This is a genomic window from Microcoleus sp. ARI1-B5, from assembly GCF_036705795.1.
Classification (GTDB): Bacteria; Cyanobacteriota; Cyanobacteriia; order Cyanobacteriales; family Microcoleaceae; genus Microcoleus.
Genome location: NZ_JAUBVK010000004.1, coordinates 385,019 through 405,455, shown reverse-complemented (window position 1 = coordinate 405,455; position 20,437 = coordinate 385,019). Strand labels below are relative to the sequence as shown.

Genomic DNA, 20,437 nt, shown 5'->3' with positions numbered 1-20,437 from the left:
GAAATTTCTGTGCGCTAAGAACTTAGTAGCCTCGGAACTGCTCTACTGCTTCTGTATAACGAATCGGCAGAACGTATTCTAGGTTTTCGTGGGGGCGAGCGATGATGTGGGTAGAGACGACTTCTCCGCCGTTCACCCGCTTGACGGATTCCACTCCTGCTGCGACTGAGGCTTGGACTTCCGACACGTTGCCGCGCACAATTACGGTGACGCGGGCGCTGCCGATTTTTTCATAGCCCACGAGGGTAACGCGAGCAGCTTTGACCATAGCGTCGGCAGCTTCCACAACAGCGGGAAAACCTTTTGTCTCAATCATTCCCACGGCAATTGACATTTTTGAATCTCCAATTTGAGGATTAGCGGAATTACCGTTACAAATCTTTGAGAAATCTAAAAATTTGGACGGGGGGGCCCACATTATTTAGGAACGCAGTGTAAAGCTTCCTATCCTTATAGAATAGGGGAAGCTGTCCACCTTGACAATATAAACTAACATCATAATGTTTAATAACAAAAATTAAATTTTTTTATGTTACTTAAAATATTTTAATATTTTTTTAATAATCTTAATATATCGAGGAGTAGATGCGGTGGGCGCTCGGCAAGTAGAGTAAGTACAAATACTTGTCTAGTAGAGTTCGGTAGGTAAAGGCGAGGGCGATATCCCCTGGGAAAATTGGGGATTTCCCAGGGGGGATCGCGGGGAAACAAGCAAAAAAGGCAGTATGGGGCGATCGGCGGGCGTTTTTTTCGCGTGAGTGCCGAGTCTGAAAAACCTGTAATTTAGTAGGGAGAGAATTCTCAGTTTTGATGCTTTAATGTATAGTTAATGTTGAGTGCAAATTATTTTGCCAGAACTATACGATCGGGTTTAGTCAAAGTTTTAGGGTGTCGCGCGATCGCGCGCAACTGCTTTTGTATAAAGGCAGCCGGTAATTTGAAGTTTAAGGGATAAATTAAATGACTCAATTTCTCCTCCAAGCCTGTTGGTGGGTACCTTTATATGGCTTAATTGGCGCAATTCTAACTTTGCCGTGGTCTACGGGAACCGTTCGCACAACAGGGCCGAGACCTGCGGCTTACTTCAATTTGCTGATGAGTGTGTTGGCTTTCATCCACGGGTCAATTATTTTTACAGCGACTTGGGATCTACCGCCCCAACAGTTGCTCGTGCACTGGGTGCAAGTAGCAGATTTAGATTTGTCTTTTGCAATAGAAATCTCCACGGTCAGCGTCGGAGCAATGGAGTTAGTTACATTTCTGAGTTTGCTAGCACAAATTTACGCTCTCGGCTACATGGAAAAAGACTGGGCGCTAGCTCGATTTTTCGGGCTGCTCGGTTTTTTTGAAGCGGCAATTAGCGGCATTGCGATTAGCGACTCGCTGCTGCTAACTTACGGTTTGTTGGAAGTGCTGACGCTTTCAACTTACTTGCTAGTCGGATTTTGGTACGCTCAACCGCTGGTAGTAACGGCGGCTAGAGATGCGTTTTTAACAAAGCGTGTAGGAGACGTGCCGCTGCTGATGGGAGTAGTGACCCTTTCAACTTTAGCCGGAAGTTTGAATTTTTCCGATTTGGAAGAATGGGCAGAAACTGCAAGTTTGTCTCCTCTAGTAGCGACTCTTTTAGGTTTGGCCTTAATCGCCGCACCTACAGCCAAGTGCGCTCAATTTCCTTTCCACTTGTGGCTCGACGAGGCGATGGAAGGGCCAAACCCGGCTTCGATTATGCGGAATACGGTAGTTGTGGGCGGTGGGGCTTATGTTTTGATTAAACTTCAGCCTGTTTTAGCGCTTTCGCCGGTGACTGATGCGGTGCTGGTGGTTTTGGGTGCGGTGACGGCGGTTGGGGCTTCCTTGGTGGCGATCGCCCAAATCGACATCAAAAGAGCACTATCGCATTCTACCAGCGCTTCTTTAGGTTTAGTGTTTATCGCGGTGGGGCTCAATCAAGTTGACATTGCTTTGCTGTTGCTGTTCGTGCACTCGATCGCCAAAGCACTATTATTCATGAGCGCAGGGTCAATTATTACCACAACTAACACTCAAGATTTAACAGAAATGGGTGGGTTGTGGTCGAAGATGCCCGCCACGACTACGGCTTATTTAGTAGGCGCTGCGGGGATGGTGGCCCTATTGCCTATGGGCAACTTTTGGGCAATGCGGCGCTGGCTCAACGGTTTTTGGACTGTACCCTTGTGGTTAGTAGTTGTACTGCTGTTAGTTAACGGTTTGACGGCGCTAAATTTAACTCGCGTATTCGCTTTAGTGTTTGTTGGAAAACCGCAGCCCAAAACTCGCCGAGCTCCCGAAGTCGGTTGGCCGATGGCTTTGCCGATGGTAATTTTGACGGTGATTGGGCTGTTGGTGCCTTGGATATTGCAGAAGTGGCAACTGTTAATTAGTTGGACTGGGCCTTGGGCGGAAACGGGAGATTTTGATGCTTTAAATTTGCTGTTGAAGACTCTGGATATTCCGCTGCTGATGTTATCAGGCTTGATTGGCGTTGCGGTTGGGGTGGCGATTTATTGGTACGGGGTGTTACCTCGACCGATACGGCTGCCGGTTCCGGCGGTGCAGGATTTGTTGGCTTACGATTTTTATATCGATCGAATTTACCGCTTGACTGTGGTTTGGGCCGTAGCTTCTATTGCGAAAATCAGCGCTTGGACTGACAAGTATGTAGTAGACGGGGCGGTGAATTTGTTCGGTTTTGCCACAATTTTCAGCGGTGAAGGTTTGAAGTACAGCGGCACCGGTCAATCGCAGTTTTATGTGTTGACTATTGCTGCGGGAGTTGCTGCGTTACTGGGGCTGATTATTTGGCAGTTTTGAACCGCAGATGTTGGCGGATGAACGGGGATGTAGGCGAAGCCTTCGGGAAGGCTTCGCAGATAAATTGTTTTTGGTTTGTCTGCTTGTTCCTCTAGTTTTATTCAAACTCAACTGGCCACAATTCTGCAACCGGAACTTCCCAACCGGGTAAAAGTTCGGGAATTGAAATCGTGTCTCCGTCTGTCAATACAACTGGCTCGGCTGTAGGAGTGTAAATCGTTACTGTATGTTTGTCGGGGTCGATTAATATTCCTACTTTTGCTCCCATTTCAAGAAATGATAGAATTTTGTCTCGGAGTGGTTTTAGGCGATCGGACTGAGATTTAATTTCTACTACTAAATCTGGAACCAGTTCGGCAAAATACCGTTTGCTTTGTTTGAGACGTGCGGCTAACACAAAAGAAACATCGGGTGCTCTCACATCTGAATTGGGAAGAATAAACCCGCCGCTGGAATTGAAAACTCGTCCAAGTTTCCGGGGTTTGACCCAGTTTAGTAAAAGACTGCCAAATTCTGCCCCAATTTGGCTCGATACCAGATCGGACGGGCTCATAACTATAATCTTTCCGTCTAACAGTTCGAGTTGATAGTCGAGATGTGCTTGGGAGAATAAAGCTTGCACTTGTTCCAAGTCTGCCACTGTGAGGCGGGTGGAAGGATAGCCTGATTTAATTTCCAAATCTTCTCGATCGCTAATAATTGAGGTCATAGGACGATTCCAAAAACATTTGCATCTATGTTAACAAGAAAATGGGCCGATCGCTTTTTTATGCAGTTGCTTTGCGCTAATCTTAAATATAGTTCTAAATATTGTGTAATAAGGGAAAGTTTTAATTGATGCTCAGTGCTTTAATCTGGATACCAATGTTCGCGGCTGCTCTGATTGGGTTCTGGCCCGGTGCGGTAAGTTCTAAAATAGTTCGGAATGCCGCGATCGCCATTGCGGGCCTAACTTTTATTCTCTCGGTGATTGTGGCAGCTCAGTTTGATGCCAATATCAGTCAGTTGCAGTTTTCGGAATATGTTCCTTGGATAGGTGCTTTGGGATTGAATTACAATCTCGGCGTTGATGGTTTGTCTCTGCCTTTGGTAATTTTAAATACCCTACTGACAGGGGTAGCTATTTACGCTACGGATGAGTCGATCCGCAGACCCCGATTTTATTATTCTTTGATGCTGTTAATTACTGGCGGTGTCACAGGGGCTTTCTTATCTCAAAATTTGCTGCTATTCTTCCTGTTTTTTGAGGTAGAATTGATTCCGCTTTACCTGTTAATAGCGATTTGGGGAGGCGAGCGCCGGGGTTATGCTGCTACTAAGTTTTTAATCTATACTGCATTTGCGGGTATTGTGCTGCTGGCTGCTTTTTTGGGGGCTGGTTGGCTCAGCGGTGCTTCTAGTTTCGATATGGTTGGTGCAGCGGGTGCATCGCATTTGCAAGGAGGTTCCCCATTGCCTTTGGTAAGACAAATTGTGTTGCTGGCTGGAGTGTTGCTGGCTTTTGGAATTAAGATTCCCTTAGTGCCTTTTCATACTTGGCTGCCGGATGCTCACGTAGAAGCTTCGACTCCGGTTTCAGTGCTGCTGGCGGGGGTACTTTTGAAGCTGGGAACCTACGGGATGCTGCGCTTTGGTTTGGGTTTGTTCCCGGATGCGTGGGCGGTGGCGGCGCCTTGGTTGGCGAGTTGGGCGGTGGTAAGCGTGATTTACGGGGCGAGTTGCGCGATCGCCCAAAAAGATATGAAAAAAATTGTAGCTTACAGTTCGATCGCTCACATGGGCTACATTTTGTTAGCTAGCGCCGCAGCGACTCCGATTAGTATGATGGGAACAGTGTTGCAAATGGTCAGCCACGGTTTAATTTCGGGGCTGCTATTTTTGAGTGTCGGCATTGTTTACAAAAAATCCGGCAGCCGCAACATAGATGTGCTCAAAGGTTTGTTCAATCCCGATCGCGGTTTGCCGGTAATTGGCAGTTTAATGATTGTCGGCGTGATGGCGAGTGCCGGCATTCCAGGGTTGTCGGGATTTATTGCTGAATTTTTGATGTTTAGGGGCAGTTTACCAGTGTTTCCCGTGCAAACTTTGCTCTGCATGATCGGCACAGGTTTGACTTCAGTCTACTTTTTAATTATGGTCAACCGCGCCTTTTTCGGCCGCCTTTCCGATTTGGTGGTGAATTTGCCGCAAGTCCGCTGGGGCGATCGCATTCCTTCGCTAGTTTTAGCAGTAATCATCGCCATCATGGGATTGCAGCCGGCTGTTTTAGTTGGTTTGAGCGAGAAAACTGCGATCGGCTTAGTATCGACTGTGCCGGCGCAAGTTAAACAAGTTGCTCAAAACTTGGAGTGAAATCTTCCATAGGTTCGTAGTTGCGCTTCAGCGCTGGCCGGCGCTAAAGCGCAACTACAAACCTAAAACATACAAGCGCAACTACGAACCAAAGCTAAAACATAGTTATTCAATTAAGGTTCAAATCAAATGACAAGTACCGTATTAAAACCCTCTTCCCATCCTCTAGCCGCATACATTGACATCTTGGAATCAGGCAAAGCTTTGCTTCCCGAATCTACCGAAAATGTAGTAGAAGTGGTTGGCATTCTCAAAAGTTACGGTGTAGTTCTCGATGCCTATTCTCGCAATTTAAACTACATCGCTGAAGAACAATTTTTAGTGCTGTTCCCGTTTTTCAAATATTTCAACGGAGAAGTGACAGTGCCGAAATTAATGCGCTATTTATGGCACGATCGCATTAATTTTGAGTATGCTGAGTATTGCATGAGAACGATGCTTTGGCACGGCGGCGGCGGTATGGACAGTTATGTGGATTCTCCAGAATTTAGCAGTTTGGCCGAAAAGGCGATCGCAGCTAAATTAAAAGGCAACTTTTTGATGCAGGGACTCCACAAAGCATTCCCAGAGTTTTTGCCCGAACAAGTGCGGATGCTGGCTTACTACAGCGGGCTGGGGCAGTTTTGGCGGGTAATGAGCGATTTGTTTATCGATTTGTCCGATCGCTACGAAGCCGGTACAATTAAGTCGATCGCTGACGTAGTAGATTTAGTCTTAGCAGGTTTGGTAAGCGCCGCCAGTCTACCAATCACCTACAGCGTCAAGATTCGCGGTGAAGTCTACGATATCCTTCCAGCGTCGGCTAACTTGACCTTTTTACCAGATGTAGCAGTACCTTATGTAGAAGCAGTTTTCTTTCGAGGAACAGCTTTTTTTGGGACAGTTTCCTACAACGCCCAAGCACATCAAATCCCAGAAGAACAAAAAGAATTTAGCTACGGGGCTTTGTTTGCAGATCCTTTACCCATAGGAGGTGCAGGCATTCCGCCAACTCAATTGATGCAAGATATGCGGCATTATCTGCCCGATTATTTGCACGAAATTTACCGCACTAGCTGTCGCGGCGAAGATGATTTGCGCGTGCAAATTTGTCAGAGTTTTCAGAAGTCGATGTTTTGCGTGACGACAGCGACTATTTTCGGTTTAGCACCTCATCCGATGAATACCTCCGATCCCGAGGAGAAAAAGGCTAACCGGGCTTATTTGGAAGCTTGGATGGATCGATTCGGCACTTCTCGCTTGGATTGGGCAAATCAGCCAACTATCAGGGCCTGTCAGCTTTTCCCAGAACGGTAGTCATGAGTCATTAGTCATTGGTCATTAGTCATTGGTCATTAGTCATTTGTTGTTTGGTAATAACGAATGACTAATTACCAATTACCAATTACCAATTCCCAATTCCCAATTCCCAATTCCCAATTCCCAATTCCCAATTCCCAATTATCAATTCCCAATTCCCAAAGTATCTAGATTCGGACTAAAAGACTCAGGCCGTGAGAATCAGTGCCGCAAGTTCCCAGCAAACCGTAAGTTTCGGCTAAATCTTTCACTAAAGCAGTTTGTTTGGGACTCGGTTTCCAAGGATTGGGATTGTTGTAGGCATAGTAAATTTCTACGCCGTCAATTCCTAAGCGAGCGGCTTCTGGGATTAATTTATCTGCGGTAGAACGATAGCGGCAAGGATGGGCGAGAACTGCTAAACCTCCTGCTTCCTGAATAGCTTTAATTACCTTTGGTGCTGGATAATTATCGCTACTTTCAGTACCGCTATCACGTCGCAAGTATGGTTTGATACAGGGATGTTGCGGATCGAAGCCATAACCGAGAATGTGTACCTCATTGTTTAGCAATTCAGCATTAATTTCAGCCCCTGTCCAGAGAGTTGGTGCTGTGACATTGCTGTCGGGATTGTTTGATTTCCAATTATCCAACCAAATTTGAGCTTGAGCGTAGCCTTTGGTGCAATGGTGGTCTGTAATCGCTAACCCTTTGAGGCCTCCGGCTATGGCTTGTTCCATCAATTTCTCTGGCTGCAATCGCCCGTCCGAGTAGACTGTGTGCATGTGGAAGTTATAGGAACCCGGACAGCTATCGGCATCAATTGTCTGCAACACTTGTTTGAGTGCCCAGATATTCTGGGCTTCTGGTTTGAGGCTAGAATTTGTTGAGGGAGCGAGATTGACAGTCATAAGCGTTAGTATAAATAAGAGTAGCTTTGTTTAATATATCCAATAAATTGATATGTTGCACTGGTCGCGATAGTCGCAATAGCGATTTACCGTGGCGCGGGGGCGGGTTTATGAGATTATTGATTTTAGGCAATTATGGTTGGTAAAACCCGCCCCTACAGGTTTGTTGAGAATGGCAAAAGATATCAATTCACTCGCACATCTTGCAAAATTCTCACTCAAGGATTTTATCAAAATTTAGGGGTTTAAAACCCCCGCCTCAAGGCGGAATGTTTTTAGGGTGGGGTATAAATCCCCATTCTAAAAACCTCGCACTCATCTGTCAACTGTCAACTGTCAACTGTTTAACGTCGGGTGGGGGCGGGTTTATGAGATTATCGATTTTAGGCAATTATAATTGGTAAAACCCGCCCCTACAGGTTTGTGGAGAATGGTACAAGATATTAATTCAATCGCATTTTAAACCTGCGGCTGCGGCTGTGGGAAATTCGATCGGCACAAAGGTAACGCCATATATTGCTGTAGAACAGGGTACAATATGCGCTACTCGTTTGGGAGGATTTTTCCGATTTCCAGTCTTTGAGTCAAACTCAATTATACCCGTGGCTCCCTCGGCTTTAAAGGTTGGATCGGCTAAGGTTTTTTGCATTCCTTCGCGAGTGGGTTGCGGCTGCATTTCTAATGCTTTAATCAGCGTCCGGGCGGCGTCGTAGGTTAAGGCAGATCGAGTATTTACCGGGCCTCCCCACAATTTTTCCGCGTTTATAGGAAATTTTTTGTCAAAGCTTGCTAGCGGATGCCAAAAAAGGGATATTCCCAGTTTTTCAACAGATTTTAACTGCTTTGCTATTTCTAATGTTCTCGGTTCGTACAGCGTCCAAGGCCCGACAATCCAATTGCGATCGGCGTTAACTTTAATCATTTCCAGCCCATTTTCTACGGAATTAGTTACTTGACCGTCTGGAAAGAGTGCTATGGCTTTGATTCCGGCTTTCTCAACTTCTTCGATCGCGGATTGGGCGTTAAAATCATTTTTAGCTAAGTTAGCGTAATTTCTGAGTCTAACAGTTTTGCCGCCTTTGGCTTCAAATTGCTCGGTAAATTGTTCCCACAAAGAATAGCTGAACGGACTGTCGGGATTGTAAAAAACAGCTACTTTTTTTTGCCCTACGCTCAGCAATTGATTTACTAAGCCTTCAGCTTCTACGCTAGTTGTCGGAGCCGTCCGAAAGAAAAATTTTCGGGGTTTTCGGGTCAGTTCTTCTGTGGTGCTTCCCGGAGAAAGGGCGACTAATTTATGGCGATTGTAAATATCTACTGTTTCCACAGTCATGTCGCTGGTATAATGTCCGATGAGTGCTAGAATATCTGGCCGCTCGACTAGGTAATTTGCTCTTTGAACTGCGTAGGATTTAATATTTCCGTCATCAGCAATGATGACTTTAAGACCTTTTCCGTTAATAGCTTTTGGTTCGAGAAATCCTTGACCGGGAAAATCTCGATCGCTCTCATTGGAGATGAGACTTAAATTAACTTCGGTTTGAGCTTGAGCAATGCCGCGCAGCAGTTCTTCGGCTAAGTTGGCGTTGGCGATGCTACCGTCTTGATTTCTGCGGATGGGAACAACAATGGCGATGGTATAATACTCTGCACCGCTCGCTTCCAGCAGGGCATTGTTCATGTAAATTAAAGTTTCCGGATCTCTGCGGTCTTCCCTCCATGACTGTTTGAGCAATTTAAAAGCTTCTGGATAATTTGAGTCGGCAAATTCGCTAATTCCTCTTTGTTTTGACCAAAGGGCGGAGGTTTGTACTAGAAGTTTTTCGCCAGAACTTACACCATCTGTGGAGGGTGTAGGAAGCGTTGGCTGCGGGGAAATTCTGGGGTTGAGCGGGGGAATTCTGCGATTTAGCGCGTAAATTTCGGGGTTTAAAAGTACGATCGTCAATGCGGCCGCAATTCCCACAGAACCTACCAACAGCCAGCGACGCCAAGGCTTGGGTGATTCGGGCTGTGCTACTTGCAAATCCCCATCGGGCAAAACATCAGTAATAGATAAATTGCCGTTTTCAGATTCGGGCTGCGTGACTGGCACATCTTCATCATGCAACACACCAACAACAGATTCGATCGAATCTAAATCGCGCAAAATATCAACAACAGATTGGTAGCGGTCTTGAAAGTGGTAGCGCACCATCCCAGTTAAAATATCTCTGAAACCGTCGCTAATTCGTACCGCAGGTCGATCGGGCGTTAGGAAAATCCAAATCAGCTCGCTAGTTACCGGATCGGGGGGAAGATCGTTGGGATTTCGCCCGGTGAGAGCTTGAATCGCGATAATTCCGAGAGCGTAAATATCGTTGTAGGGTCGCGGTAACGATCGCGGATTGTATTGTTCGGCTGGCATATAACCGGTGGTGCCGATCGCCTGGGTTGTTAATATTTCACCTGTAGAGTTAACTGTAAAAGTGCTGATTTCTCTGACAGCTCCAAAATCAATTAAAACAATTTTTCTGTCTGCTTCGCGCCGAATTAAGTTAGCAGGTTTAATGTCGCGATGTACAATACCTTCTTGGTGGATAGATTGCAATATTGTCAGAACTTCCCGCAAAAACTCGACGGTTTGTATCTCCGTCCACTGCTGCTCTGGAGGGAGTTCTTGACTGAGTGGATGTCCTTCTATGTATTCTTGCACTAAGTAAAAATTGTTGTTTTCTTCAAAGCTATCGAACAATTCGGGAATCTGCGAGTTATTCCCCAGATGGCGCAAAGCGCTGCCTTCCATTTGAAACCGCCTCCTTGCTTGTGCCAAGACGCGCGGATCGTTCGATCGGGGAAAAGGAATTTCCTTAACAACGCACGGCGGATTATTGGGTTGATTCATTTGTGCAGCCTTATAGGTTCTCCCAAACCCTCCCTCTCCCAACCCTTCCATAATTCTGTAGCTTCCTTGAATTCCGTTCAGAATATGCCCTGGTTGGAGCAGAATATTGTCCGATTGGATATACATAAATTTTCCAAACCTCTTGACAAATTGCGGTTTTTAATGTTGCTTAAAACAAGCCCAAATTAGGTGAGGGATGTCTGGCGATCGGTAATTAGTAATTGATAATTAGTAATTGGCAATCGATCGGCGAGTACCTAACTGACTTGAAAACTGCTCTACCAGCTTTTTCGCTCCCGGTAGATGCAGGCTGATATTATATCAAAAACGGGCAATCGATCGAGCTCGCTTGCAAAAGTTCTTCACGTGCCGGGGGCGATCGCAATTTCATTCGGGCGATCGAATATTTCAAGTCGGCCGGGGCGGGTTTATCGACTCTCGGATTTGTACAGAAGATCTCGGCGAACTCGCCCCTACAGAAATTACGGTAAATAACCTGCTGACTGATGACCAATGACTGATGACTGCTGACTAATTAAGTTTCCCCTAACTTGCTGAGTACAAAAGCAACGAAAAATCCGCAGACAGTAATTAAACCAGCAAAATCGTGAGTTTCCTCGAATGCTTCGGGAATCATGGTATCTGAAATCATGGCTAAAATACCGCCTGCTGCTACGGCGGTAGTTGCAGCTATTACTTCCGAAGAAAAGCGGCTGAAAACCGTATATCCTAACAATGCTGCGATACCGGAAATAACTGCGATCGCGCCCCAAACTCCAAAAACGTAACCGATCGATCTTCCGGCTTTTTTCATACCGGCGGCGCTAGAGAGTCCTTCGGGAATGTTGGAGAGAAAAATTGCCGCTACTGTCACCCAACTGACAGCGCCTCCAGAAATCATACTGACGCCAATGACGATCGACTCCGGTATCCCGTCTAACAGCGCGCCGAGGGCGATCGCCAATCCGCCACCGCCTGACTCTGTTTTAGCTGGGTGCAAAGTGCCCGATCGCTTGCGGTGTTTTGCTCCCTGCTGACTCAAAAACCAATTGGCGGCTGTATAAACAGCAGCGCCGCCCAAAAAGCCGATCGCCGTCGAGTCAAAACCGCCGCGCTTGTAAGCTTCATCCATCAGTTCAAAAGATAGCGCTGAAATCAGCACACCGGCGCCAAAAGCCATAATTGTGGCGATCGCGCGCTGGGGAATGCGGACAAAGTAACCCACCGCCGCTCCCAGTAGCAGCGCCGAACCGCCCACTAAACCCCAAAATCCTGCCTGCAACCACACTGGAAACATGACTCCGCACCTCAAAGCAAAAATTTTTACACCCGCATAAAAATTATATATTTTTTATTGCAGGCAGACAGCGGATACAGCAGTTTTAAACTTAGAGAGGTACTCTTCATTCATGACTAATGACCAATGACTAATGACTAATGACCAATGACTAATGATTAATGACTAATGATTAATGACCAATGACTAATGACTAATGACTGATAACTAATAAAAAAAAATCCCAGGCATAACCTGGGACTTAAAAATATTAAAAATAATGTTGTTTTAATAAATTGAATTGGCCGGAAAGCGGCGATAATTTGGGTGATAATTGAGCAGCGCTGGTAGATTTGAGAGCGGACTGCGGGGCGGGCATTCCGGTTCCGGTGCCGCACCCGATCGCATTTTCCGAACTCAATAAAACAGTTGCGTTCATGTTCGAGTACCCGTTAAGCTTGGCTGCTGTTGCGAGTCTGGCTTGCCAGCTCCAACAGTTGCGCCCAGCGTTTGTGGACTTGTTTCGGAGTGCATTTGAGTGCGGTGGCGATCGCCTTGTCGCTTTCTTGATTCCGCTTCATTTCTAACAGTTGCTGCATTTGGGGCGACAGTTGAGCGCGAAATGCTTCCCATTTGTCCGAAGTCATGCCCAGCTTTTGATCGACATCAGCACCCAGCCATTCGTGCACGAGTTTCCAGTTTTGAGTGCGGGCAAATTTTTCGACGTGGTACTTAAACCGCTGTTGCAAGTAGTCGCGCTGGCGGGCAGACAAACCGAGAACTCGATCGATTTCCGAAGCCGAAAGGTCTTGCAATTTTAAAGTCAAGTAGCTAACACATTCGGGCTGATTTTGAGCTTCCAGATAGGCGATCAATTCGGTGACTACTCGATCGCGCAGCACAGCATCAGCCGGATCGACAGTTTCCGAAACCATTTGCTCGCGCACTTGTTGCAGCGCCGGAGAGCGACTGTAGATTTCCGCATCTTCTCCCTTGCCCGACTCTACAGCCATTTCAATGTCGATCGCAGTTTCAGGAGGTTGGCCCTTGGCAAATCCTTGAGCGCGAAGCACGATCAGGCGCTGGCGGTTGCGGCCGGGCAAGCCGATTTGGCGCTTGGCGTAGTGTTCGGTGAAAGCCATGTATTCAGCCAATTCTAGCTGCGTGCGGGGCTGGTAGGTAGCATCGAGTTGGTGTTCGCGGCGGAAAGCTCGCAAAGATTCGATGTAAAAGCCTTGCAAAAAGTCTTCAATCATGTTGTAGCGAGCTTGGAAGTTCAAGTTCGATCGGAAGGAAGCAACGTGGCGGTAAATCATGGATGCGAGGTGAGAGTGCAGTTCGACGCGGCCGCCTTTGGAACCGAGGCGGTAGAATTGCAGGGTTTTTTGCAACCGGTGCTCGGCCAAGGTGATTTGCCAAGCTTCAACTTCGCCGGAAACTTGGATGCGATCGCTTTTTTGGCAAATCCGTTCGACTTCCTTAGCAATCCGCATCGCCACTGTTTGAGCGCTGCGGCTGGAAGTTTTCATTTCAGCTTCCAATTCTTTGAGGGCGAATTGGGCTAAAGCCAGGACATCGATGCTGGACACTGTATTGATTTCGGCGGTTTGTTCGCTGGAGGTGGCGGGAATGAAGTTGAGGTTAGAAGCGGTGTTGCAGTTGACGGTGTTGGTGGCAGTTTTGACAGTCATGGCGTTTATCGGGTGGTAGCGCACAGCGTGCGAGGACATTTTTCAGGGAGCGAGGTGGCAGTTGCTGGCGGTTTCGCTTGCTGTGCTGATTCAACTCTCTATACATTGAATATAGGGAAGTAGAGATAATCGCAGTGATGCCAGTGTTCCACTCTCTCATGCAACAGTTTTTGGCTGCTGTTTCTGATTCTAAGCGCTGGCTGTGGGAGATTGATTTTATTGCCCTTAAAGCCTGACTGTACAAGCACTCTGAGCTGTAATTCGGGTAGGGCGATCGCGACAAAGATTGACGGTGTTCCGGGGCCGCGGAGTGGACAATTTACCAACTGGCCTTTTGAGGCGGTTTTCGGCGTTGGAGATTGTGGAATCGAGACTCGGCAGAATGTAGTGAACTGCAATGTCTTCAGAACCTACGCCACAGCAGTTTGGAAACCCGGTTAATCTGCAAATTTGCTTTTAAAAGGGGCAACGGCTTTTTTTGAACGAACCGCGTTGGCGTAGCCTGCGCGTAGCGCTTAGACGCAAAGGACACGTTCGGCGAAGCCGTTCCCGTTCCCCGCAGGGGTTCCCGAAGGGTAGGGTAGGAAGACAAGAGAACAGAGTACAGAGAAAGTCTGCCAACAATTCACCCGGATTCTCTTTCCAACACCAAAGTCACCGGGCCGTCATTATCTATAAAGACTTGCATCTGAGCTCCAAACACGCCTGTTTCGACTTTTAAGCCGCTCTGGCGCAACTTTTCGACGAATTTTTCATAAAGTTTTTCGGCTCGTTCAGGAGCCGCTGCTCGGTCAAAGGAAGGCCGCCGACCTTTGCGACAGTCGCCGTAGAGGGTAAACTGACTGACAACCAGCAACTCGCCGCCGATGTCTTGTACGGACTTGTCCCAGCGCCCGCCGTCGCTGGCTGAATCGGGAAATAAACGCAATTCTAGGCATTTGCGAGCCATCCAGTCGAGTTCTGCTTCGGTGTCTGTGTCCGCAATACCTACCAGCAAGTTGAGTCCGCAGCCGATTTGGCCGACAATTTCACCGTTAATTTCGACTTGAGATGATTTGACTCGCTGGATGATGACTCGCATTTTATAGCAGTGGACAGTTGAGAGTGGACAGTTGACAGTTGCACAGTACGGAAATCAAACCGTTTATGCTATGGCTCTCGGCTCTATTCATGAGGTTATTTATGTCCTCACTGCTGTGGCGATTGCTATAAATCAGAAATATTTAAATTAAAAACTCACAAGGAAAAGGTGAACTTCCTTTTTCAACAGTCTTCGACGCATCAATACTAGAGAAACCGGGTTTTTTACCAGCATTAAAGGCATTGATGCAGTTTTTTGGGAAAAAAACAGGTTTCTGGCTACCCGTGCGTAAGTCCTTTTTAAGAGTAATATTATCTCCCCTCAAAAGACCATAATTAACATTGGTTTGTAGTGAGGACTTTAGTCCTCGGATAATGCGGACTAAAGTCCTCACTACAAACCGTTAGATCTGGGTTTTCGCAGCCAATTCTCTCGGCTTTTTAAAGCTTTAGTTTTTCCCAAAACCTTTGCCGCGATTGGCTGAAGCCATACAGAGACAGTTTTCGATTTGCGATCGCAAAGTCTCGGTATCCAAATCCTGACCGATGAGAACAAGTTGATTTTTGGGTTCACCTTTCCACTGGTCGTCATCCATTGAAAATCGCTTGCCGCTCAAGTGAAAAATATGCCGCTTGGGACTTTCGTCAAACCACATAATCCCTTTGGCGCGAAACACGTTTGTTGGCATTTGGTGGTCTAGGAAATATTGAAATTTCCTCAGAGAAAACGGCTTGTCGCTCTGGAAAGAAATTGAGGTAAATCCGTCATTTTCTAAATGGCCGGAGTGGTCGTGATGGCTGTGGTCGTGATGGCTGTGGTCGTGATGGTCGTGGTCGTGGTGGCCGTGGTCGTGGTGGCCGTGGTGTTCGTGGTGTTCGTGGCCGTGATGGTCGTGGTCGTGATGTTCGTGACTGCTAGAAGTTTGCTCAGATTGGAAATATTTGTCAGATTCAAACAATCCGACGCTGAGCACGAGCGGCAGGGGAACTTCCGATTTTACCGTTCGCAGAATGCGAGCACCTTCTTTGACATCGCGAATCTTAACTTCCAACAAATCTAAATCTGCTTCTTCAACCAAATCTGTTTTGTTGAGGATAATAATATCGCCGTAAGCTATTTGACTGTAGGCTGCTTGAGAGTTGAACAAATCTAAGCTGTAGTTGGCTGCGTCTACTACTGTAACTATTGAATCTAGACGGGTCAGGTCGCGCAGTTCTGTGCCTAAAAAAGTCATCGCTACTGGCAGCGGGTCGGCTAGTCCGGTGGTTTCGACTACTAGATAATCGAGATTTTCTTGACGTTCTAAAACTTTGTAAACTGCATTAACCAAATCTTCGTTAATTGTGCAGCAGATGCAGCCGTTGTTCAGCTCAACCATGTTGTCGTCTGTGGTGACAATCAGTTCGTTGTCGATGCCGATTTCGCCAAATTCATTGACCAAAACTGCTGTTTTCAAACCTTGCTGGTTGGTCAGGATGTGGTTGAGCAGGGTTGTTTTGCCGCTGCCGAGAAATCCTGTAATGATTGTAACGGGCAATCCGTGTTTGGGAGCGTCCATCGCCGTTTCTGTCTCGGACTGAGTTGTAGATTGCATAGCTTGACTGTCAAATAATGTCGATCGCACTTTTTGAGTGTTTCTTATTGTATCTTATTTAAGCCCAGCCCCCATCAACCCGGTTTCTGCGATAAATTTGGGGTGGGGCCGCAGCCGCACCTCCGCATCAACGGGGAACCAGCGCCCGAGTAAGTGTCGCAGTTGGCTTGCAGCCTGTTTTCTGGGTAAATCCAGCGGCGACAAATTTGGGGCCGACTTCCGCAAGTGCGATCGGCGCAGCTATCGTCCGCGTGAATCGACCAATTTCCGCTGCTATCTAATAGTTTTAAAATAATTTAAATTATCGAGCTGTGTAAAATATTTAAACCTCAACTAAAACAGGGCGGTGGCTAACAACAGCCACCGCCCTCAAGATAGTATGGCACTATCTAAGTCTTTCCTTACGCAGGAAGCAAGACTGCATCGATGATGTGGATGACGCCATTATCAGCAGCAACATCCGCTGCTGTAACAGTAGAATCATTAATTTTGACGCCATTGGAAGCATCAATTTTCACTTCTGAACCTTCAACTGTCTTGGCAGATGTCAGGTTGACTACATCAGCAGCCATAACTTTGCCAGCAACGACATGATAAGTCAGGATTTTTGTGAGCTGAGGAATGTCCTTAAGCAGTGCTTCTACAGTACCTTCGGGAAGCTTAGCAAAAGCTTCGTCTGTAGGTGCAAAAACTGTGAAGGGCCCAGCGCCTTTGAGAGTATCTACTAAACCAGCAGCTTGGACGGCAGCAACTAGGGTTGTAAAAGAGCCTGCCGAAACGGCGGTATCAACGATGTCAGCCAAGTGAGTCACCTAGGTTTTGTATTCCGTAAATCAATATAACGCTAAAAAGTTAATTTAGCTACCTAATTTTTCCTCTTTTTCAGTCAGTTGTTCTGATATAAATAGCCAAATTTTTTTATATAACTCATTGCAAAAAACATATCTAAAGGTAGATGAAAATCTCTAGGTTTTAGGGTATTTTAAAGTCAAAACAATGCGATCCTAAATACATTGGTCAGCCGATCGCACAATTCGCGATCGCTCGGCGCAGTGTGAAACGTAAATGCAGGGCGATCGACATTTTGACTAACTTGGCAAAACCTTCAACATCGAGCGCCGTGCTCGGATCGCACCGCCAAAGCCAGCCACTCCCGACTTACGGCAACAGTTCGGCTTGCATCCCGCTCTCAACTGTATAAAATTCAATCGGCCTGCTACACAACTTTCTGCCTTGTGAGGGAATTGGTTGTCCCAAAAACTGCGTTACACTTATATACGTATCTTTACAAAACAACATACAAACATGACAGTTGCCTATCCCCGCAAGCTGCGCAACGGCATGGGAGCGCGCGAAGTTTTAGCTCAAGTGGTGCGCGATCGCGAAATTCACCTGATCACCCTCAACCGCTACCGCTTCAGCGAACAGCGCAGTTGCAAAGACCTCACCGACTTGATCGAGCAGCTAGACGGCGAACCGGCCGAACTCGTGCGGGATCTTTCCCGGCACATCTCGGACGAAGCGCGGCACGCCATGTGGCTTACGGACTTGCTGGTAGACCTCGGCCAGAATGTGGGAAAGCCGCCGGGAGTTTCCTACATTGACGAATTTGAAAGGTTGTTCGACAGCGAGCAAAAAGACCCTACCAAAGACCGCGAAGATTTTGTGATTTCTTCCCTAGCGGCGATTAACGTCACCGAGAAGCGGGGATGCGAGTATTTCTCAGCGCACATCCACGCCCTCAAAAATGCTCCCCAAACCGACGAAAACGTCAAAATCCGCGAAACTATCGAAAAGATTTTTCCCGAAGAAGCTGGTCACGTCCGCTGGGGCAACCGCTGGCTGGGCGAAATTGCTGCTAAGAGTCCGGCACACCGCGAAAAGGTGGAACAGGCAAAACGCAAGTATGCGGCGATCGAACAAGCAGCATTTGCATCGGGAATGGATATCATGCTGGGAGCAGAACTGCGCCGCGTCACCCGTCTCGTGGACATTGCCAACACGATGCCCATGTGGGAACGCCCGCAATACCTGATGGAACGCTTGCCGGCCACCCTGCTCGCCCCCGATTTGCAAATGACCAGAGTCGATGTAGCTCAACGGGCCTGGAACCGAGACCCGCAGGCATTTGTGGAGAAATTTGTGCCGATGTTCCTCAATGGATTAAAACCCATTGAGAAGAAGCCGACCCCGGCCAAGCCCAAGGCTTAAGCACTGTCTGGGACTTGTGCGCGCGGGGACTAGAAACCCGGTTTCTTCGTGGCCCTCTCGTTAAGCGGCCAGATATCTCTGTGAGAAACCGGGTTTCTTTTCGTAGCTTCTAAATGTGAAGGGGAAGAGCTCGGCTGGGATTGTAGAGTTGAGATTTTGGACAAATCCAAGATTTTAAATCTACAATCTCAACCTCTAGGAAGTACACTGATTAGTGGAAAAGTGTCCGTCAAATCACAACCATGACTAACAGCGAGCCGAACCCACAAACAGTTTCCACAGAAAGTCTCTTGAGTGAAAGCGCGATCGCCTCCGAGCAGGTCGAAAAAGCCACAGCAGTCAGCTATGCAGAAGAAATTGAAACTGTGATTGCCAGCATGGCTGTAGACCAAAAAGTGATGGTCGGTCAAAATGAAGCTGGCGGACATCTTTGGAAATTTAAGTATGGCAGCGTCGAAGTGTTCGTGCAACTTACGGGCGAAACCGAAAATGATACTTTGACTGTGTGGGCTTTTGTTCTCCAGTTGCCGGCCAAGAATGAAGCTCAATTAATGCGGAAACTTCTAGAAATGAATTGGCTGTCTACTTTGGAAGGTCATTTTGCGATTGTTGACAACCAAGTTGCGGTAGTATCGACTCGGACAATGGCCCAAATCTCGATCGGGGAAATTTCTCGGGTTATTACTATTGTCGCCACGATCGCCGATGACAACGACGACGTGCTGCAAGCAGAATTCGGTCAGTAGTCCTTAGTCAGTAGTCCTTAGTCATTAGTCCTTAGTCATTAGTCCTTAGTTAACTGTTAACTGTTAACTAATGACTAATATGCAGGCCCTGCGATCCAAGAAATAGCGATTCCCAGCCCCAAACCGACGAGCACTTGAAAAGGAGTGTGCCCCAGCAACTCTTTGAGCCGAGCTTCATTGAGGTTGTGATCTTCCTCAAAAAACTCGTCAATAATTTGGTTGAGGATGCGAGCTTGTTTTCCCGCAGCTTGGCGGACTCCAGCAGCGTCGTACATCACAATAATTGCAAAGATCGTAGCGATCGCAAAGTCCGGACTTTCCCATCCCATCGTTTGTCCGACTCCAGCAGCCAAAGCGCCCACAAAAGACGAGTGAGAGCTCGGCATTCCCCCCGTTGTTACCAAATAACGCAGATTAAACTTGCGATTTTTGATTAATTCGATCGGCAACTTCAATACCTGAGCCGACAAACAAGCGATCAAAGCAACCACCAGAATCTGGTTGTGCAAGATGCCGCTGCAAATTTCCTGCATAGTGTTTGGCATTTCTAGTTACTGCGGCTGGTAATATAATCGGCGATTCCCAACAGCGGTAGAGCTTTGCTCCCAAACACTGCCAGTTGAGACTTCGCATCAGCAACAAGCTGTTTGGCTTGACGGCGAGACTCTTCAATTCCCCACAAACTCGGATAAGTCACCTTTCCGGCTTGAACATCTTTGCCAGCAGTTTTGCCCAATTCTTCTTGAGTACCAGTAATATCCAGAATGTCATCAATTATCTGGAAAGCCAGCCCAATATTCTTAGCGAAACGAGACAGCCGCTGCAAATCCGCAGCCGAAGCCCCAGCCAAAATTCCCCCACAAACTACGCAAGCTTCTAACAGCGCGCCAGTTTTGTGAGCGTGAATGTAATTCAAAGTTTCCAGAGAAACATCTGTTTTTCCTTCCGATGCCAAGTCAACCACCTGACCGCCTACGAGTCCAGCAGCGCCGGATGCCCGCGCCAAATGGGCGATCGCCTGCAACACCAGATGGGGGGGTACGTCCTGAGTTTTAGTGGCGATAAATTCAAAAGCATAAGTCAACAAACCATCCCCAGCCAAAATGGCGATATCCTCGCCGTAGACTTTGTGGTTCGTCAGTTTGCCGCGGCGGTAGTCGTCATTGTCCATTGCCGGCAAATCGTCGTGAATCAGCGACATCGTGTGAATCATTTCCAAAGCGCAAGCTGTGGGAATTGCCATAGATGCAGTGCCGCCGGCGAGTTCGCAGCTAGCCAGACACAGGATCGGACGCAAGCGCTTGCCCCCCGCTAGCAGCGAGTAGCGCATTGCTTCGTAAATTTTCTCTGGGTAGATGACCGGTAGTGCACTGTCGAGAGCTACCTCGATCGCCTTTTTTTGCTCGACTAAGTAAGTAGATAAGTCGAAAGCGGATTCCGGTTGGGACGAATCCATTTCTGTTGCTGTAAATACCATCCCTTGCTCTCTTGTACTGAATGTGACTGGGGATATTGTGAGCCGTTCGGGTCGGATCGCGCCGACTTTTACGGCAGGGGTTGCCCGAAATCCGAGCATCA

At 47.4% G+C, this 20,437-nt stretch carries 19 protein-coding genes; 7 read left to right on the top strand and 12 right to left on the bottom strand.

Annotated features, from left to right (window positions below; genetic code table 11):
• Nucleotides 1–22: 22 nt before the first annotated feature.
• Nucleotides 23–334, bottom strand: coding sequence for a carbon dioxide-concentrating mechanism protein CcmK (locus QUB63_RS09400; protein WP_006635059.1), 312 nt, complete (start codon nt 332–334; stop codon nt 23–25).
• Between the two features lie 626 nt (nt 335–960).
• On the opposite strand from QUB63_RS09400, the gene QUB63_RS09395 reads away from it, so the two are divergent.
• Nucleotides 961–2,835, top strand: coding sequence for an NAD(P)H-quinone oxidoreductase subunit F (locus tag QUB63_RS09395; RefSeq protein WP_332944664.1), 1,875 nt, complete (start codon nt 961–963; stop codon nt 2,833–2,835).
• 97 nt (nt 2,836–2,932) lie between these two features.
• On the opposite strand, the gene QUB63_RS09390 is transcribed toward QUB63_RS09395, so the two are convergent.
• Nucleotides 2,933–3,544 carry a Uma2 family endonuclease gene (locus tag QUB63_RS09390; protein ID WP_332944662.1) on the bottom strand — a complete coding sequence of 204 codons (612 nt, stop codon included), beginning with the start codon at nt 3,542–3,544 and terminating at the stop codon, nt 2,933–2,935.
• A gap of 128 nt (nt 3,545–3,672) precedes the next feature.
• On the opposite strand from QUB63_RS09390, the gene QUB63_RS09385 reads away from it, so the two are divergent.
• Nucleotides 3,673–5,187 (top strand): NADH-quinone oxidoreductase subunit M, encoded by a 1,515-nt coding sequence (locus tag QUB63_RS09385; RefSeq protein WP_332944660.1) that lies wholly within the window; start codon nt 3,673–3,675, stop codon nt 5,185–5,187.
• 129 nt (nt 5,188–5,316) lie between these two features.
• Nucleotides 5,317–6,483: a CO2 hydration protein gene (locus QUB63_RS09380; protein WP_332944658.1), complete on the top strand. Its 1,167-nt coding sequence runs from the start codon at nt 5,317–5,319 to the stop codon at nt 6,481–6,483.
• Nucleotides 6,484–6,653: 170 nt separating this feature from the next.
• Here the strand turns inward: QUB63_RS09380 and QUB63_RS09375 are convergent, their stop codons facing one another.
• Both QUB63_RS09375 and QUB63_RS09370 read right to left on the bottom strand, forming a co-directional pair.
• Nucleotides 6,654–7,376 carry a PHP domain-containing protein gene (locus tag QUB63_RS09375; RefSeq protein ID WP_332944656.1) on the bottom strand — a complete coding sequence of 241 codons (723 nt, stop codon included), beginning with the start codon at nt 7,374–7,376 and terminating at the stop codon, nt 6,654–6,656.
• A gap of 448 nt (nt 7,377–7,824) precedes the next feature.
• Entirely contained in the window at nt 7,825–10,386 is a 2,562-nt protein-coding gene (locus tag QUB63_RS09370) for a bifunctional serine/threonine-protein kinase/ABC transporter substrate-binding protein (protein ID WP_332944655.1), read from the bottom strand.
• Nucleotides 10,387–10,609: 223 nt separating this feature from the next.
• Between QUB63_RS09370 and QUB63_RS09365 the strand changes: the two genes are divergently transcribed.
• Entirely contained in the window at nt 10,610–10,777 is a 168-nt protein-coding gene (locus QUB63_RS09365; RefSeq protein ID WP_332944654.1) for a hypothetical protein, read from the top strand.
• Between the two features lie 18 nt (nt 10,778–10,795).
• Here the strand turns inward: QUB63_RS09365 and QUB63_RS09360 are convergent, their stop codons facing one another.
• From QUB63_RS09360 to QUB63_RS09335, 6 genes are all read right to left on the bottom strand, one after another.
• Nucleotides 10,796–11,557, bottom strand: coding sequence for a ZIP family metal transporter (locus QUB63_RS09360; protein WP_332944653.1), 762 nt, complete (start codon nt 11,555–11,557; stop codon nt 10,796–10,798).
• Nucleotides 11,558–11,807: 250 nt separating this feature from the next.
• Entirely contained in the window at nt 11,808–11,975 is a 168-nt protein-coding gene (locus QUB63_RS09355) for a hypothetical protein (RefSeq protein WP_332944651.1), read from the bottom strand.
• Between the two features lie 13 nt (nt 11,976–11,988).
• Nucleotides 11,989–13,227, bottom strand: coding sequence for a HetZ-related protein (locus QUB63_RS09350; RefSeq protein ID WP_332944650.1), 1,239 nt, complete (start codon nt 13,225–13,227; stop codon nt 11,989–11,991).
• Nucleotides 13,228–13,852: 625 nt separating this feature from the next.
• Complete coding sequence (dtd, locus tag QUB63_RS09345; protein WP_332944649.1) at nt 13,853–14,308, bottom strand: D-aminoacyl-tRNA deacylase; 456 nt, start codon at nt 14,306–14,308, stop codon at nt 13,853–13,855.
• Between the two features lie 448 nt (nt 14,309–14,756).
• Nucleotides 14,757–15,902, bottom strand: coding sequence for a CobW family GTP-binding protein (locus QUB63_RS09340; RefSeq protein ID WP_332944648.1), 1,146 nt, complete (start codon nt 15,900–15,902; stop codon nt 14,757–14,759).
• 401 nt (nt 15,903–16,303) lie between these two features.
• A complete protein-coding gene (locus tag QUB63_RS09335; RefSeq protein WP_332944786.1) occupies nt 16,304–16,705 on the bottom strand; it encodes a fasciclin domain-containing protein in 402 nt (133 codons plus the stop codon).
• Nucleotides 16,706–16,956: 251 nt separating this feature from the next.
• Here QUB63_RS09335 and QUB63_RS09330 point away from each other — a divergent pair, with 251 nt between their 5' ends.
• The 3 genes from QUB63_RS09330 (at nt 16,957) to QUB63_RS09320 (ending at nt 18,859) form a co-directional block, all read left to right on the top strand.
• Nucleotides 16,957–17,103 carry a hypothetical protein gene (locus QUB63_RS09330; RefSeq protein WP_332944647.1) on the top strand — a complete coding sequence of 49 codons (147 nt, stop codon included), beginning with the start codon at nt 16,957–16,959 and terminating at the stop codon, nt 17,101–17,103.
• A gap of 104 nt (nt 17,104–17,207) precedes the next feature.
• Nucleotides 17,208–18,113, top strand: a complete 906-nt coding sequence (locus QUB63_RS09325; RefSeq protein WP_332944646.1) for a ferritin-like domain-containing protein — start codon at nt 17,208–17,210, stop codon at nt 18,111–18,113.
• Between the two features lie 242 nt (nt 18,114–18,355).
• Entirely contained in the window at nt 18,356–18,859 is a 504-nt protein-coding gene (locus QUB63_RS09320) for a YbjN domain-containing protein (RefSeq protein ID WP_332944645.1), read from the top strand.
• Between the two features lie 74 nt (nt 18,860–18,933).
• Here the strand turns inward: QUB63_RS09320 and QUB63_RS09315 are convergent, their stop codons facing one another.
• On the bottom strand, nt 18,934–19,392 hold the full coding sequence (locus QUB63_RS09315; protein WP_332944785.1) for a divergent PAP2 family protein: 459 nt from the start codon (nt 19,390–19,392) through the stop codon (nt 18,934–18,936).
• A 14-nt stretch (nt 19,393–19,406) separates the two neighbouring features.
• Nucleotides 19,407–20,336, bottom strand: coding sequence for a geranylgeranyl diphosphate synthase CrtE (gene crtE, locus QUB63_RS09310; RefSeq protein WP_332944644.1), 930 nt, complete (start codon nt 20,334–20,336; stop codon nt 19,407–19,409).
• Nucleotides 20,337–20,437: the final 101 nt, after the last annotated feature.

Coding starts and splice junctions, on each gene's coding strand:
- QUB63_RS09400 (WP_006635059.1), bottom strand. CDS start 334: ATGTCAATTGCCGTGGGAATGATTGAGACAAAAGGTTTTCCCGCTGTT.
- QUB63_RS09395 (WP_332944664.1), top strand. CDS start 961: ATGACTCAATTTCTCCTCCAAGCCTGTTGGTGGGTACCTTTATATGGC.
- QUB63_RS09390 (WP_332944662.1), bottom strand. CDS start 3,544: ATGACCTCAATTATTAGCGATCGAGAAGATTTGGAAATTAAATCAGGC.
- QUB63_RS09385 (WP_332944660.1), top strand. CDS start 3,673: ATGCTCAGTGCTTTAATCTGGATACCAATGTTCGCGGCTGCTCTGATT.
- QUB63_RS09380 (WP_332944658.1), top strand. CDS start 5,317: ATGACAAGTACCGTATTAAAACCCTCTTCCCATCCTCTAGCCGCATAC.
- QUB63_RS09375 (WP_332944656.1), bottom strand. CDS start 7,376: ATGACTGTCAATCTCGCTCCCTCAACAAATTCTAGCCTCAAACCAGAA.
- QUB63_RS09370 (WP_332944655.1), bottom strand. CDS start 10,386: ATGTATATCCAATCGGACAATATTCTGCTCCAACCAGGGCATATTCTG.
- QUB63_RS09360 (WP_332944653.1), bottom strand. CDS start 11,557: ATGTTTCCAGTGTGGTTGCAGGCAGGATTTTGGGGTTTAGTGGGCGGT.
- QUB63_RS09355 (WP_332944651.1), bottom strand. CDS start 11,975: ATGAACGCAACTGTTTTATTGAGTTCGGAAAATGCGATCGGGTGCGGC.
- QUB63_RS09350 (WP_332944650.1), bottom strand. CDS start 13,227: ATGACTGTCAAAACTGCCACCAACACCGTCAACTGCAACACCGCTTCT.
- dtd (WP_332944649.1), bottom strand. CDS start 14,308: ATGCGAGTCATCATCCAGCGAGTCAAATCATCTCAAGTCGAAATTAAC.
- QUB63_RS09340 (WP_332944648.1), bottom strand. CDS start 15,902: ATGCAATCTACAACTCAGTCCGAGACAGAAACGGCGATGGACGCTCCC.
- QUB63_RS09325 (WP_332944646.1), top strand. CDS start 17,208: ATGACAGTTGCCTATCCCCGCAAGCTGCGCAACGGCATGGGAGCGCGC.
- QUB63_RS09320 (WP_332944645.1), top strand. CDS start 18,356: ATGACTAACAGCGAGCCGAACCCACAAACAGTTTCCACAGAAAGTCTC.
- QUB63_RS09315 (WP_332944785.1), bottom strand. CDS start 19,392: ATGCAGGAAATTTGCAGCGGCATCTTGCACAACCAGATTCTGGTGGTT.
- crtE (WP_332944644.1), bottom strand. CDS start 20,336: ATGGTATTTACAGCAACAGAAATGGATTCGTCCCAACCGGAATCCGCT.